This window comes from Paenibacillus sinensis (assembly GCF_019904155.1).
Taxonomy (GTDB): Bacteria; Bacillota; Bacilli; order Paenibacillales; family Paenibacillaceae; genus Paenibacillus_AQ; species Paenibacillus_AQ sinensis.
The window spans coordinates 39566-52227 of sequence record NZ_JAHCMB010000191.1 but is presented as its reverse complement, the minus strand read 5'-3'; the positions used below and the strand labels follow the sequence as shown (position 1 = coordinate 52227).

The window sequence follows — 12662 nt, the reverse complement described above, 5'->3', positions numbered from 1 at the left end:
TGGATGCAAATCCCGGCTTGCTGCTCTGGCTGCAACTCCGGTATGCAGTTTCGTACGCACATTCCTGCTATTGCCCCCAAAAGGCTATTGCCTCCTGAAGGCTCGTCGGCTTCTAGTCTCCCGGCTTCCGGGAACGGGCATCGGCTCACTGCCCCGCTTTCTTGCGGGCGCGGAACCGGCGGACCTTCATCAGGTTGCCGCATGCTTTGTCGTCGCAGTACCGCTTGGAGCGGTTGCGCGTATCGTCATAATACACCCACAGACAATCGGGGTTGTCGCAAATGCGGAACCTCGATTTGTCCTGTCCTTCCAGCGAATCGGCGAAGGAACCGGCAATTTCCGCCATGACCTGCTCCCAGCTTGCCGAGGCGGGAACGAGCATGACGGTGAACCTGCCTTCGCTATCCCTTCCGGCCCTGCGGATAACGGGTCCCGCTATCATATAACGGTTCAGTGTTTCTGCAAGCTCCCCGGGTTCCCGTCCATCCACGATGTCCTTGACGATATCAAAGAGGATGCTGCGCAGCGCTTTCAGCTTCTCCAGTTCATCCTCATTCGGCGCGGGCAGTGCCGGCAGTCCTTCCTGGGCGAGCCATTGCAAGGTCCATTCCGGTTCCTCCAGCCGGTCGCGGTCCTTACTGCGGTCCCCGGTTCTCCAATCCCTCCAGTAGCTGTTAATAAAATCAGTCCACAACATGCGATCCTCCCTTTCCATCCCTTGATTGTAACAGGTGAAACTCAGTTTTGCTAGTTACTTGAAATCATTGTGTCGAGCGTGATACAGTGTCTTTGTAACCTGTATTTTAACTTTAGGTAGTTACGAATATGTGGGAGGTTAGGGATATGAGCGAAACAATGGTCAAAGTGCTGCAGCAAAACTGGGATTACGCGATGGAACAGGAGGATTGGGCTCCTCCTCTGAAGGATGCGCTTGCCGACGTGAGTGATGTGCAGGCGCTGTGGAAGCCGGAGGGAGGGGCGGCGAATTCCATTTGGGAGACGGTGAATCATCTTTTGTATTACAAGGAAAGGCTGCTCCGCAAGTTTAAGGGACTGCCGCAGCTTTCATCTGCTGAAAATAATGACGATACCTTCACCGTAACGGGGAGCGGGCCGGATGCCTGGGCAGAGGCAGTGCAGCATCTTCGTGAAGTGCATGCGGAGCTGAGAGCGGAGATCGCGAAATTCGGCGCTGGTGTCTTTAACCGGGAGGGAGAACGCCATGCGCCGGGCGAGGAGATTATGAGCCTGATTCTGCATGATGCCTATCATACGGGCCAGATCGTGCTTGTCCGCAAGCTGCAGGGCTCCTGGCCGGCTCAGCGGCATTTTGGCTAGCGTCATCCATCGCCGGCACAGCATAAACAGCATAACGGACCCGTTCTTCCTTAGGGGAACAGCGGGTCCGTTATTGCTGCCGGGCGAACTTCCGATGTTTGCCGGAGGATACTATACGGGCGTAGGTCAGGCACGTCCCTGTCTCCGCTTAATCACGGAATCCCGGTAGAAGTACCAGCATTCGTTCAGCAGCTTGATCTGCCGCCGGTCTTTTTTGTAATACGCCTTCATTAATTGATGACACAGCCATTGGGGCATAGGAATCCCTCCTCGAATGATTCGTATGACAGCATATGTGGGCGCTGGGTTAAAGGTGCGGTCTACTGCCAGGAGGGCATATGTCCGGAATGGCGGTTCTATAAGGCCGGGCAGCGGCCGCAGCATGGATTCTGGTAGAAATAGGAGGCAGCAGACAGATTGAGTTTTTGATCTTGTGTAAGATAAGATTACATTAACAGGCTTGGTTTTGAAGAAAAACAGCTCGAATCCTGCCTATTTTACGCAAAAAAACACTGTTTATTTCACCTTTCATGTTATGTTTTGAAACATTATTTTATTTTTTTATTGAAAATCATGAAACATTAGTTTATCATACATTCAAGAGCTGCTACACCGGTGCGTAGCTTGAATGTTATTACGGCGCTGAAGAAGGTGAGAACATTTATGCATGGAGGTCTTATCAGCATTAAGGAAGCCTTGCCCACACTGAAGCCGCAGGAGCGTATCGTAGCGGATTTCATTCTGGCTCATCCCGAGCAGACGGTGAAGCTGTCGGTTCAGAAGCTGGCCAAGCTGACAGGTGTCAGCGAAGCTACCATCATTCGCCTCTCCCGCTCACTGCACTTCAAAGGCTTCCAGGAATTAAAAATGAGGCTTGTCGCCGATTTGGCCCAGCCAACCTGGGCGCTGCAGGATACGGAAGCCTATCAGGAGATTCAGGTGGAAGGGTTGACCTCGACCCTGATCGATTCCATTTCCCACAATAATATGCAGTCCATTCAGGACACGCTCGCGGTTCTGTCGGCGAAGGAAGTGGAGCGGGCGATCGAAGCGATCGAAGGCGCACGGAAGATTTGCGTATTCGGCATCGGCGCATCGGCGATCATCGCCCAGGATTTCATGCAGAAATTCTCACGGATCGACCGCTGGTGTGAAGCCGCCTATGATTTCAATTCGCAGGCGACGCTGGCCGCCAATCTGACAGAACATGACGTTGCGTTCGGCGTATCCTATTCGGGTCAGACCGAGGATATCATCCAATCGCTGGCGGTCGCCAAAGAGAGCGGAGCGACGATTATTACGCTGACGAAGTTTGGAAGCAATCCGGTATCCGGTCTGGCGGATATCAAGCTGTTCACCACCTCCCTTGAGAAGGGCATCCGCAGCAGTGCCACGGCTTCGCGGATTACCCAACTGAACGTGATCGACATTCTGTATGTCGGCGTGATCCGCCTGAACTTCGAGAGCACGGTCGGGCTGCTGGAAAATACACGTAAAGCGGTAAGGAGCTCCAAACGCGATGGAAACGTGGAATGAGCTGATTGAGGGATGGGTGTCTCAAGGCAAAATACCCGGCGCGGTGCTCGATATCCGCTTCGGAGATGCCTGGCGATATTCGCGGTCATATGGAAGACTAGCTCCGAATACTTCTTCAAACAACGAATTAAATCATGCGATTGACGGACCCGCCAAACTGTCCACCCTGTTCGATGCGGCCTCGTTAACGAAGGTTGTTGCCACGCTGCCCGCTGCACTTCTTCTGGCGCAACAGCAAGAGCTTCGGCTGGATGATGAGGTGAGCCGCTATATTCCCGAATTCCGCCACGGCGGAGTGACACTCAGACATTGTCTTCAGCATACCAGCGGACTGCCTGCCGACATGCCGGGGTATCTGGATCGTTACACCTCGCTTGATCCGCTGCAGGATGCTCTGGCGCAAGACTTGATCAGCGCTCCCGGAGAACGGGCGCTATACAGCGACGTCGGCATGATTCTCCTGGGGGTTATCATCGCCCGCGTTGCCGCGCAGCCGCTAGATGCATTTGTTAAGCACAACATATTCGAGCCGCTGGGAATGATGGATTCCACTTTCAATCCTCCTGCGGAGCTGAGGAACAGAATCGCGGCAACCGAATGGGACGGAAAGTGTTATCTGCAGGGCGAAGTCCATGATGAGAAGGCGTATCGTCTCGGAGGCGTGTCCGGAAGCGCGGGGTTGTTCACAACCGCCGAAGATTTGTCGCGGTATGCTGATAGCTGGCTTAATCCGGAGCGTTACAGCCTGCTGGACCCCGAATGGATAGAGGAAGCTGTAAGCCGGGCGATTCAGGGCCGGGGGCTTGGCTGGCAGGTGTGGCGGCAAGGCGGCGAGAAGATGGCGTGCGGGAATCTGATGCCCGAGGGAACATATGGCCATACTGGATTTACAGGCGGCAGCCTTTGGCTTGAGCCGAAGCGCGGACTGTCGGTCGTCTTCTTGACGAATGCCGTACACTACGGGCGGAATAATCTCATCCGGGAGCTAAGACCGGAACTGCATAACGCGATCTTTGCACATTTCTATATGTCATAAAGACGAATATATCGGATAAAAGGGGAGAGATTGATCTAATGAAGCGTATATTCAAGCACACTGCAACTCTGATGCTCCTGACTTCTGTCGCACTGGCCGGCTGCAGCAGCAATTCGGGCGGGAATGCCGCCGCGACGGAAGGCGCAGCCGCCAGTCCGGCAACCGCATCGGGCGAGAAGGTGAAGCTGACCATGGGCAGCTGGAGAACGGATGATAAGGAAGTCTACGATAAGATCATCGCGGCGTTCAACAAGCAGTATCCGAATATCGAAATCGACTTCAGTCCGACCAAAAGCACCGAGTACAACACTGTGCTGAATACGGCGCTCCAGACGGGCGGAGGCCCGGACATTATCCATCTTCGTCCTTATGCCGCAGGTATTGCGCTCGGCGACTCCGGATATGTTGAACCGATCAACGGCCTGAAGGGGCTGGATGCATTCTCCAAGGATGTGCTCGCCGCGGCGACAGGCAAGGACGGCAATATCTATGGTGTGCCAATGGGTCTTAATACGGTAGCCATTATGTACAACAAAGATATTTTCGCCAAGTACAATCTGCAGATTCCGGGCACCTGGGACGAGCTGGTCGATACCGCCAAGAAGCTGAAAGAGAATAAAGTCACTCCGTTTGCCATGGGCACGAAGGATGGCTGGATTCTGTCCATCACACACAGCGCACTTGGACCGTCCGCGTATGGCGGCAGCGCCTTTGCGGAACAGCTCGTTAGCGGAGAGAAGAAATTTACCGATCCGGCTTATGTGAAATCTCTCCAGTTAATGAAGGATCTCTCCCCTTATTTCGCGGATAACTTCACAGGCGTGAGCTATGAAGACATGCGTACCCTGTTCGTCACAGGACAAGCCGCCATGTATATTATGGGCGATTTTGACGCTGGCGTCATTGAATCCCAGAACCCCGATTTGCACTTCGACGTATTCCCGGTTCCTCCGCAGAGCGCAGGCGGCAGCCCGACGGTAACCACCTATGTGGACGGCTCTTTCGGAGTCAACGCCAACTCCAAGCATAAAGAAGAAGCGAAGAAATTCCTGGAATTCGCGGCGTCTCAAGAATTCGGCAATTTGTTCTCTAATGAAATGAAGCGCGTCAGCCCTGTTCCGGGAGTATCGGTCAGCGACCCAGTTGTAGCCAAATTTGCGGAATATGCCAACACCATCTCCACACCGTATGTCCTGCTGGCCAACTTCGGCGTAGGCAACCCGACCACGAAGGTCACAATGGAAAATGACATGCAGGCGTTGTTCTTCGACAAGATGACGGCTGAGAAGGTAGCGGAAGATATGCAGTCCAGCTCGGATAAGTGGAAGGCTTCCTCCAAATAAGTTCGTTCGAATAAAATACACTTCAATTCACATAACAACGTAAATTCACTGATATACCCGGTGTCGGTTCGCGTTGAAACGCCGGGTATCCCTTTTTTAAGAAAGCCAAACGAGGTGAATGCACACTATGAACCAGCTCCCGTATACCCGCAGGAAGAGATGGACAATCCATTTGTTTCCGCTGCCGGCGCTTGCCATCTACCTGACTTTTATAATCTACCCGATCATCGCGGCCTTCTCCTACAGCCTGTACGATTGGTCAGGTATCCGGAAGCTTGATTTCATCGGGCTCTCCAATTTCGTCGACCTGTTCACAATGGAGCCGTTCAATACGATGTTCACCAACGCGCTGAAGCATAACCTGCTCTATTTTGCCTTGGAGATGATTGTCCAGAACGGAATCGCCTTTCTGCTGGCCTATCTGATTTATCAGCGGGTCAAAGGCTCGGGACTGTTGAAAATCGCTTATTTTCTGCCCCGTCTATTATCTGTCATTGTGGTCGGCTTCCTGTGGAAGCTGATTCTGAATCCAACCTACGGCACCTTGAACGTGATGCTGAAAAAAGTCGGACTGGAGTCGCTCGCCATGACATGGCTGGGAGATCCCAAGACGGCGCTGGTTTCCATTATTATCGTCAACTGCTGGTTCGGCGTCGGATTGTCGCTGCTTATTTTTCTGGCTGGCCTCCAATCCATTCCGACCGAGATTATAGAGGCTTCCCGTCTTGACGGTGTCAAAGGGATGCGAATGATTACTTCGATTGTTCTGCCGCTGATCGCACAGCAGCTCATTATGGTCACGGTACTGACCTTTATCCAGTCGTTCGAGGCGTTCGAACTGGTATATGCCATGCAGGGCTCCATGGGCGAGCCGTATTACTCGACGGACACGCTTGCGGTCTTCTTCTACCGGACGGCGTTCGGCGGTTCGGCGGACAGCTCCGCTGCTGTGGGACTCGGCTCGGCGCTCGCCGTGGTCATGTTCGCGATTATTGCCGCGATCTCCGCGCTGTTCCTCATGCTGACCAGGAAGGTGAGCCGCACATGAAACCACATCTTGCATACCGTATCGGCCAGCATGTGATTGGCTATCTGTTCGCTCTGCTGAGTCTGTATCCCGTCTTCCTGATGGTGACGGCTTCCTTCAAGACGACAATCGAAATCTTCACGAAGCCGCTGTCCCTGCCGACCAAATTCTCGCTTGCCGCGTACGACAAGCTGCTCGGACAGATGCCGTTTGGCACCTATTTTGTCAACAGCGTGCTTGTATCGGTCGTCAGTGTCTTCCTGATTCTGCTGACGGCGACGCTGGCTTCCTATTATATTTCCCGTACCCGGTATAAATGGAATGAGGCGCTGCTGTTCATCTTCCTGCTCGGGATGATGATTCCGATCAAGCTCGGTATTGTGCCGCTCTTCCTGCTAATGAAGGGGCTGCATCTGACGAATACGGCCTGGTCCCTGATTCTCATCTATACGGCAATCGGCATCCCGATGGGCGTGATGATTCTGTCCGGCTTCTTCCGGACACTCCCGACGGAGCTGGAGGAAGCGGGCCGGATCGACGGCTGCACAGACATGCAGATACTTGGCAAAATCGTGGTGCCCCTCATGCGCCCGGCGCTCGGAACGGTTATGATCATCAATTTCGTCACGGCATGGAATGACTTTTTCTTCCCGCTCATCTTCATTCAGAGCGAACTTAAGAAGACGATTCCGGTCGGCTTGATGTCGCTGTTCGGGGAATATGCTTCCGACTGGAGCACGCTGTTCTCCGGACTGACCTTGGCCTCGCTGCCGATGATCCTTCTATTCATGTTCGCTTCCCGCCAATTCATGGACGGCATGACGGCTGGGGCAGTCAAATGACGATCCAGCCGGAAATAGGAGGTATCAATCATTGAGCAGCGAGAGCTATGTTATCGGAATAGATGGAGGAGGCACCAAAAGCCGGCTGTATGTGGCCGATCTCTCCGGCGCCAAGCTGGGGGAGGCGACGGGCGGTCCGACCAATCTTCATGCCATAGGCGAAGCGGCCGTGACCGAATCGCTTCGGTCGCTGATTCTGTCCGCGACCGAAGACGCCGGACGGCGGATTGAGGATTGCGCGGCATTATGCCTCGCAAGCGCCGGAGCCGACCGGCCGGATGACAGAGCGGCGCTTGAGCAGATAGTGGCGGCCTGCGGCATCCGCGGGGTGATCACGGTGACGAATGACGCCGAACCGGTCCTGGCCGCAGGCAGCGGCGGACGCGAGGGCGTAGCCGTCATTTCCGGTACGGGCTCGCTGGCCTACGGCCGCCGGGCGCCCGGCCTGATGGCCCGCGCCGGAGGCTGGGGGCATCTGATCGGCGATGAGGGCAGCGGCTATGCGATAGGAGCCAAAGGCATTGCCGCCGCCGTCCGCGCCTATGACGGACGGGAAGCCCCTACCTTGCTTGCGCCCCGGTTGCTGGAGCATTTGGGACTTAGCCGCATGGAGCACATCGTGCCCTATGTCTATCAATCGGCGGGCAAGAAGGAGATCGCCGCTCTTGCGGCGGTGGTCCATCAGGCTTATCTGGACGGGGATGAAGCGTCTGCCCGCATTCTTAAGGAGGCGGCCGAGGAGCTTGCTCTAATGGCAGGCGCTGTAATCGAGGCGCTGTCTTTTGGAGAGGAACCGCTGGCGGTTGTGTGCAGTGGCAGCGTATTTGCCAATATGAACTATATTTACGCTACATTTACGGAACTGCTGCAGCGGAGCTATCCGTTAGCCAAGGCAGTGCTTAAAGGTACAGATGCGGCCTATGGAGCGGCTCTGCTTGCGCTGCTCTCCCTTCAGGATAACCCTTGAGTCCTGTATGCATAGCCGGGCAGCGGCGGGCATCGCGAGTATGGCCGGCAATTGAGGAGAGAGGAGACACCGATGTTGGAGAACTTGGGAGAATTGTTGACAGAAGGCAGGAATGAACATCCGGAGTCTTTGGACACCTGGTCGAGTCTGGAAATTGTGAAGCGTATGAACCGCGAAGACGCCCTGGTGGCGGATGCGGTGAGCAATAGATTGGAAGAAATTTCGCTGGCTGTTGATTTGATCGCGAATGCGCTGGATAACGGCGGAAGGCTCCTGTATTTTGGCGCAGGAACAAGCGGAAGGCTGGGCGTGCTGGATGCCTCGGAATGTCCGCCGACGTTCGGAACCGATCCGGAGCTGGTCCAGGGAGTAATTGCCGGAGGCACGGAAGCGTTGTTCACCGCCATTGAAGGCGCGGAGGACTCGGAGGAAGGCGGCGAGCAGGATGTCCGCGCACGGGATGTAGGCGCAGGCGATGTTGTCGTCGGCATCGCGGCCAGCGGCAGAACGCCTTACGTCATCGGCGCGCTTAGAGCGGCCAGAGCCGCGGGTGCCTCTACGGTTGCCGTCGCCTGCAATACGCCTTCGGAAATCGGGAAGCAGGCCGATATAGCCATCGAGGTGCCGGTCGGTCCTGAGGTGGTCACCGGCTCTACCCGGCTCAAAGCGGGCACCGCGCAGAAGCTGGTGCTGAACATGCTGACAACGGGAGCCATGATTCGGCTCGGCAAAGTGTATGACGACCTCATGGTCAATCTGCAGGCGACCAACAAGAAGCTGCAGGAAAGGGCCAAGCGGATTGTGGCGGCGGCCACGGGACTTGCTGCGGAGGAAGCGGAGCATGTGCTGGCCGCAGCCGAGGGAGACTGCAAAACTGCCATAGTGATGCAGAAATGCTCCATTGACGCCGAATTGGCGCGTGAATTGCTGATTCGGTCGCGCGGCCGGGTCCGCGCCGCGGTGGAAGCCGGTCTGGAAGGGAGCGGAGGCAAATGACGGCAGATTCCGCCTCCGCCCAAGAAGACCGGCATCAGAGAATACGGGACGTATCCCTGCGGCATATTTCCGTCCCGTTGATCAAGCCGTTCAAGACGGCGCTGCGCACGGTCGAAACGGCGGAGACGATCGCCGTCGTCATCACCGACGGCGAAGGACGGCGCGGCTATGGCGAAGCGCCGCCGACGCTGGCCATTACAGGCGAGCAGCTTGAGGGAATCGCGGCGTTCATCCGCCGCGCATCGGCATTGCTGCTCGGGCAGGAGCCGCTCAGGCTGGAGGCGGCTCTCGCGCTTCTCCAGCGCGGCGCCGTCGGCAACTCCAGCGCGCGGGCGGCGCTGGACATGGCGCTGCACGATCTGGCCGCGCAGCAGGCGGGTCTGCCGCTGTACCGATTCCTGGGCGGCTATCGCGATACATGCCGCACGGATTTCACGGTCAGCGTGGATGCGCCGGAGCGCATGGCGCAGGATGCCGCAGACAGCATTGCTTCCGGCTTCCGGACTTTGAAGATCAAAGTCGGACTTGGCGATGTCTCTCTTGACATCGAACGTGTCGCCGGAATCCGCGCAGCGGTCGGCCCCGGCGTCAAACTGCGGCTTGATGCGAATCAGGGCTGGAGCGCGAAGGAGGCCATCCGTGCGATCACGGCGATGGAGGATGCCGGACTGGACCTGGAGCTTGTGGAGCAGCCGGTTCCGGCCCGCGATCTGAAAGGACTTGCGCAGGTGACCCGCTCGGTCGGGACACTCATTATGGCCGACGAGAGCGTCTTCGGTCCGCAGGATGCCATGACCGTGCTTGCCGAGCGCGCCGCCGATTTGATCAATATCAAGCTGATGAAGGCGGGCGGTATCCGCCACGCCGTCACGATCTGCCGGATGGCGGAGGCCTGCGGCATCGAATGCATGGTCGGCAGCATGATCGAGACGCGAATCGGCATTACGGCGGCCGCGCATTTCGCGGCCTCGCAGCCCAATGTCACCCGCTTTGATTTTGACGCTCCACTGTTGCTGTCAGCCGATCCCGTAGTGGGCGGCGTTCGGTACGAAGGAGCGGATATGTTCCTCTCCCCGTTGCCGGGCCTTGGCATTACAGATTTGAAGGCGGAATACGGGACCGAACTTTAAGCTCAAAATTCTGAACTCTAAGCTCAAAATCCTAAACTCTAAAAAAACAAAACCCGAACATGCAGACCGCATGCTTCGGGTTTTGCTTTTTCTAAAAGGCCTTGATTACCGCTTGCTTACTGTGCCCGCTCTGCTTCCTCTTCGTACCACTGCTCCAGCTGAGCCTGTAGGGCGCGAATCTCGGTCAGCAGAGAGATCAGCGGGTAATTCTGCTCGTCAATCGAGGCGAAAGCCTTCTCCAGACGGTTGATGTAATCCAGCCCGGATTCGAGGGAGTATCCTTCGCGGAGAAGCTCCAGCGAATCGCACTCCGCAACTGCCAGGGGCAGATCCGGCACATTGTCTGCGGTCAACTTGTCGATTTCCTTGTTAAGCCGCAAGTTGAGCGCGCTGAGCTGATAGGCGTAATCTTCGGGCATTTCCACAAATTGAAGCTCCTGGTGCTGCTGCAGAATGACGTAACGCATATTTGACATCGAAATTCTCCCTTCCGTGCTTTCCTGGGTGCGGCTATGCCCGCAACATGACGCAGGCTTCCGCTTTCTCTTGAAGTGTAGCGTATGCGCAAGTTACAATTCAAGTAGATCCATAGAAGATTACCGAAAGGACTGGAAGAGAATCTCATGAGCATGACGGACGAAGAGCTTCAGCACTGGATTGAACGGGTGTCTCGGGAGAGCTTCGGTTTGCCTTTTCGGCATAAAGCATCGTTCAACAGCAGGCTGTCCACCACAGGCGGGCGATATTTTATGAAGAGTCATAACATCGAGATCAATCCCCATCAGCTGGCCGCATACGGGCATGAAGAGACGGAGAAGATTATCAAGCACGAGCTGTGCCACTACCATCTTCATCTGGCTCAAAGAGGGTACAGGCACCGGGATGCCGATTTCAAGGCGCTCCTGGAGCGGGTCGGCGGCAGCCGTTTCTGCCAGCATCTTCCCGGAGCCAAAGCGCGCAAGCCGCTGCCGTACCGGTACAAGCTGGTATGCAGACGCTGTGCAACCGAGTACCTGCGCAAGCGGAAGGTAGACCCGCGGCGCTACCGTTGCGGGAAATGCACCGGCCCGCTGAAGCTGATCCTGATCGGCGAAGCCTGATGATACAGCGTCCCGGCAGCGGGCGCTTTTTATTTTACCCGTCCAATGGACAGGCTTATCTTATAATTGCCATGCTTCAGCAGCCGGTCGAGCAGTGTGTTCAGCTTGTCGGGATGGTCCGTGCGAACCCTCATCCAGTAACAGCCTTCGCCGCTTACCCGGTAAGCCTCCTCGATTTCCGTCTCCTCCTGAAGAAATTCGAGAAAGGGCTTGTGCTGATTGCCGGAGTTCAGAAATACCGTTACCAGAGCGTGAACGTGAAGTCCCAGCTTCTCGGGGTCCCAATTTACTGAATACCCTGTAATAACGCCGAGGTCCTGAAGTCTGCGAATGCGGGCGCCAACGGCTTGCCCCGTCAAGTGAACCTCCTGTCCGATTTCCTTGTGCGTAAGCGCCGAGTTGCCAATCAGCTGCCGCAGTATGAGCAGGTCGGTATTGTCGATTGCCGCTTGATCCATCAGTCCAAATTCCTTTCCAAATGAAAATAGAAGAGCCGCATTCCTTTCAGCGCTTTATATACGCCGGGCCGGGCGGGGAAATATACTTAATTGTATCAGAAGTCATCTCAAAGAAGGAGTGCGGAGCATGAAACTTCAATTAATACGAAACTCGGCAATTTGGCTCGAATACGTAGGAACTTCCTTCCTTATCGATCCCATGCTGGGGGAACAAGGGGCCTATCCGCCGATCATCAACACGGAGAATGACCTCAGAAATCCGCTTGTCGGTTTGCCCGGTGAAGTAGGGCAGTGGCTGAAGCCCGATGCCGTCATCGTGACCCATCTTCACAATGACCATTGGGATGAGGCGGCTGTATCGCTTATGGACAAGGAGATCCCGGTCATTTGCCAGCCGGAGGATAAGGAGCGGATTGCGGCCCAGGGATTTCTCAAGGTGATTCCGGCCGGGATGGAAGTGAGCTTCGGACAGACGCTTCTGATCCGTACCGGAGGACGGCATGGAACGGGAGAGATCGGCGACATGATGGGACCGGTGTCTGGATTCGTGCTGAAAGCGCCCGGCGAACCGGTGCTGTACATTGCAGGCGATACGATATGGTGCGAGGAAGTGAAAGAGGCGCTGGAGCTGTATCATCCGGGGGCGGTAGTCGTCAATGCGGGCGGAGCGCGTTTTGTATCGGGCGACCCGATCACCATGACCGGGCGGGATGTTGCGGAAGTATGCCGGCAAGCCCCGGAAGCCAAAGTGATAGCCGTTCATATGGAAGCAATCAATCACTGCCTGCTAACCCGGGAAGAGCTGGGCAAGGAAATGAAGGCGAACGGCTTCGGCGATCGCGTGCTCATTCCGGCGGATGGGGAAGCGATTTCATTATCTGAATGACAG

15 protein-coding genes are annotated in these 12662 nt (G+C 55.9%); 11 read left to right on the top strand and 4 right to left on the bottom strand.

Annotation, left to right across the window (positions count from 1 at the left end; all coding sequences use genetic code 11):
* Positions 1 to 145 precede the first annotated feature (145 nt).
* The gene (locus tag KIH86_RS23465; RefSeq protein WP_223085818.1) at positions 146 to 697 is read right to left on the bottom strand and encodes a CGNR zinc finger domain-containing protein; all 552 of its coding nucleotides are present in this window, start codon (positions 695 to 697) and stop codon (positions 146 to 148) included.
* Positions 698 to 843: 146 nt separating this feature from the next.
* Here KIH86_RS23465 and KIH86_RS23460 point away from each other — a divergent pair, with 146 nt between their 5' ends.
* Complete coding sequence (locus tag KIH86_RS23460) at positions 844 to 1338, top strand: DinB family protein (protein ID WP_223085817.1); 495 nt, start codon at positions 844 to 846, stop codon at positions 1336 to 1338.
* 126 nt (positions 1339 to 1464) lie between these two features.
* On the opposite strand, the gene cmpA is transcribed toward KIH86_RS23460, so the two are convergent.
* Positions 1465 to 1596, bottom strand: a complete 132-nt coding sequence (gene cmpA, locus KIH86_RS23455; protein ID WP_156995804.1) for a cortex morphogenetic protein CmpA — start codon at positions 1594 to 1596, stop codon at positions 1465 to 1467.
* A 366-nt stretch (positions 1597 to 1962) separates the two neighbouring features.
* Between cmpA and KIH86_RS23450 the strand changes: the two genes are divergently transcribed.
* The 8 genes from KIH86_RS23450 to KIH86_RS23415 all read left to right on the top strand — a co-directional run bounded on the left by KIH86_RS23450 (position 1963) and on the right by KIH86_RS23415 (position 10215).
* A complete protein-coding gene (locus KIH86_RS23450) occupies positions 1963 to 2874 on the top strand; it encodes a MurR/RpiR family transcriptional regulator (protein WP_456094024.1) in 912 nt (303 codons plus the stop codon).
* Positions 2858 to 3910 carry a serine hydrolase domain-containing protein gene (locus KIH86_RS23445; protein WP_223085816.1) on the top strand — a complete coding sequence of 351 codons (1053 nt, stop codon included), beginning with the start codon at positions 2858 to 2860 and terminating at the stop codon, positions 3908 to 3910. Before KIH86_RS23450 ends, KIH86_RS23445 begins: the two co-directional genes overlap by 17 nt.
* A gap of 38 nt (positions 3911 to 3948) precedes the next feature.
* On the top strand, positions 3949 to 5253 hold the full coding sequence (locus KIH86_RS23440; RefSeq protein ID WP_223085815.1) for an ABC transporter substrate-binding protein: 1305 nt from the start codon (positions 3949 to 3951) through the stop codon (positions 5251 to 5253).
* Between the two features lie 127 nt (positions 5254 to 5380).
* Complete coding sequence (locus tag KIH86_RS23435; protein WP_235775563.1) at positions 5381 to 6301, top strand: carbohydrate ABC transporter permease; 921 nt, start codon at positions 5381 to 5383, stop codon at positions 6299 to 6301.
* Positions 6298 to 7122, top strand: a complete 825-nt coding sequence (locus tag KIH86_RS23430; protein ID WP_223085813.1) for a carbohydrate ABC transporter permease — start codon at positions 6298 to 6300, stop codon at positions 7120 to 7122. The genes KIH86_RS23435 and KIH86_RS23430 overlap by 4 nt, the downstream gene beginning before the upstream one ends.
* Before the next feature lie 31 nt (positions 7123 to 7153).
* Entirely contained in the window at positions 7154 to 8089 is a 936-nt protein-coding gene (locus tag KIH86_RS23425; protein ID WP_223085812.1) for a BadF/BadG/BcrA/BcrD ATPase family protein, read from the top strand.
* A gap of 72 nt (positions 8090 to 8161) precedes the next feature.
* Positions 8162 to 9085, top strand: coding sequence for an N-acetylmuramic acid 6-phosphate etherase (murQ, locus tag KIH86_RS23420; RefSeq protein ID WP_223085811.1), 924 nt, complete (start codon positions 8162 to 8164; stop codon positions 9083 to 9085).
* Positions 9082 to 10215 carry a dipeptide epimerase gene (locus KIH86_RS23415; RefSeq protein WP_223085810.1) on the top strand — a complete coding sequence of 378 codons (1134 nt, stop codon included), beginning with the start codon at positions 9082 to 9084 and terminating at the stop codon, positions 10213 to 10215. The genes murQ and KIH86_RS23415 overlap by 4 nt, the downstream gene beginning before the upstream one ends.
* Before the next feature lie 116 nt (positions 10216 to 10331).
* Here the strand turns inward: KIH86_RS23415 and KIH86_RS23410 are convergent, their stop codons facing one another.
* Positions 10332 to 10691, bottom strand: a complete 360-nt coding sequence (locus tag KIH86_RS23410) for a hypothetical protein (RefSeq protein ID WP_038694306.1) — start codon at positions 10689 to 10691, stop codon at positions 10332 to 10334.
* Positions 10692 to 10844: 153 nt separating this feature from the next.
* Here KIH86_RS23410 and KIH86_RS23405 point away from each other — a divergent pair, with 153 nt between their 5' ends.
* A complete protein-coding gene (locus tag KIH86_RS23405; RefSeq protein ID WP_223086084.1) occupies positions 10845 to 11315 on the top strand; it encodes a SprT family protein in 471 nt (156 codons plus the stop codon).
* Positions 11316 to 11344: 29 nt separating this feature from the next.
* Here the strand turns inward: KIH86_RS23405 and KIH86_RS23400 are convergent, their stop codons facing one another.
* The gene (locus KIH86_RS23400; RefSeq protein WP_223085809.1) at positions 11345 to 11773 is read right to left on the bottom strand and encodes an Lrp/AsnC family transcriptional regulator; all 429 of its coding nucleotides are present in this window, start codon (positions 11771 to 11773) and stop codon (positions 11345 to 11347) included.
* A 127-nt stretch (positions 11774 to 11900) separates the two neighbouring features.
* Between KIH86_RS23400 and KIH86_RS23395 the strand changes: the two genes are divergently transcribed.
* The gene (locus KIH86_RS23395) at positions 11901 to 12659 is read left to right on the top strand and encodes an MBL fold metallo-hydrolase (protein WP_223085808.1); all 759 of its coding nucleotides are present in this window, start codon (positions 11901 to 11903) and stop codon (positions 12657 to 12659) included.
* Positions 12660 to 12662 lie beyond the last annotated feature (3 nt).

Excerpts from the sequence above, each read along its gene's own strand:
- KIH86_RS23465 (WP_223085818.1), bottom strand. The coding sequence starts at position 697 with ATGTTGTGGACTGATTTTATTAACAGCTACTGGAGGGATTGGAGAACC.
- KIH86_RS23460 (WP_223085817.1), top strand. The coding sequence starts at position 844 with ATGAGCGAAACAATGGTCAAAGTGCTGCAGCAAAACTGGGATTACGCG.
- cmpA (WP_156995804.1), bottom strand. The coding sequence starts at position 1,596 with ATGCCCCAATGGCTGTGTCATCAATTAATGAAGGCGTATTACAAAAAA.
- KIH86_RS23445 (WP_223085816.1), top strand. The coding sequence starts at position 2,858 with ATGGAAACGTGGAATGAGCTGATTGAGGGATGGGTGTCTCAAGGCAAA.
- KIH86_RS23440 (WP_223085815.1), top strand. The coding sequence starts at position 3,949 with ATGAAGCGTATATTCAAGCACACTGCAACTCTGATGCTCCTGACTTCT.
- KIH86_RS23435 (WP_235775563.1), top strand. The coding sequence starts at position 5,381 with ATGAACCAGCTCCCGTATACCCGCAGGAAGAGATGGACAATCCATTTG.
- KIH86_RS23430 (WP_223085813.1), top strand. The coding sequence starts at position 6,298 with ATGAAACCACATCTTGCATACCGTATCGGCCAGCATGTGATTGGCTAT.
- murQ (WP_223085811.1), top strand. The coding sequence starts at position 8,162 with ATGTTGGAGAACTTGGGAGAATTGTTGACAGAAGGCAGGAATGAACAT.
- KIH86_RS23415 (WP_223085810.1), top strand. The coding sequence starts at position 9,082 with ATGACGGCAGATTCCGCCTCCGCCCAAGAAGACCGGCATCAGAGAATA.
- KIH86_RS23410 (WP_038694306.1), bottom strand. The coding sequence starts at position 10,691 with ATGTCAAATATGCGTTACGTCATTCTGCAGCAGCACCAGGAGCTTCAA.
- KIH86_RS23405 (WP_223086084.1), top strand. The coding sequence starts at position 10,845 with ATGACGGACGAAGAGCTTCAGCACTGGATTGAACGGGTGTCTCGGGAG.
- KIH86_RS23400 (WP_223085809.1), bottom strand. The coding sequence starts at position 11,773 with ATGGATCAAGCGGCAATCGACAATACCGACCTGCTCATACTGCGGCAG.
- KIH86_RS23395 (WP_223085808.1), top strand. The coding sequence starts at position 11,901 with ATGAAACTTCAATTAATACGAAACTCGGCAATTTGGCTCGAATACGTA.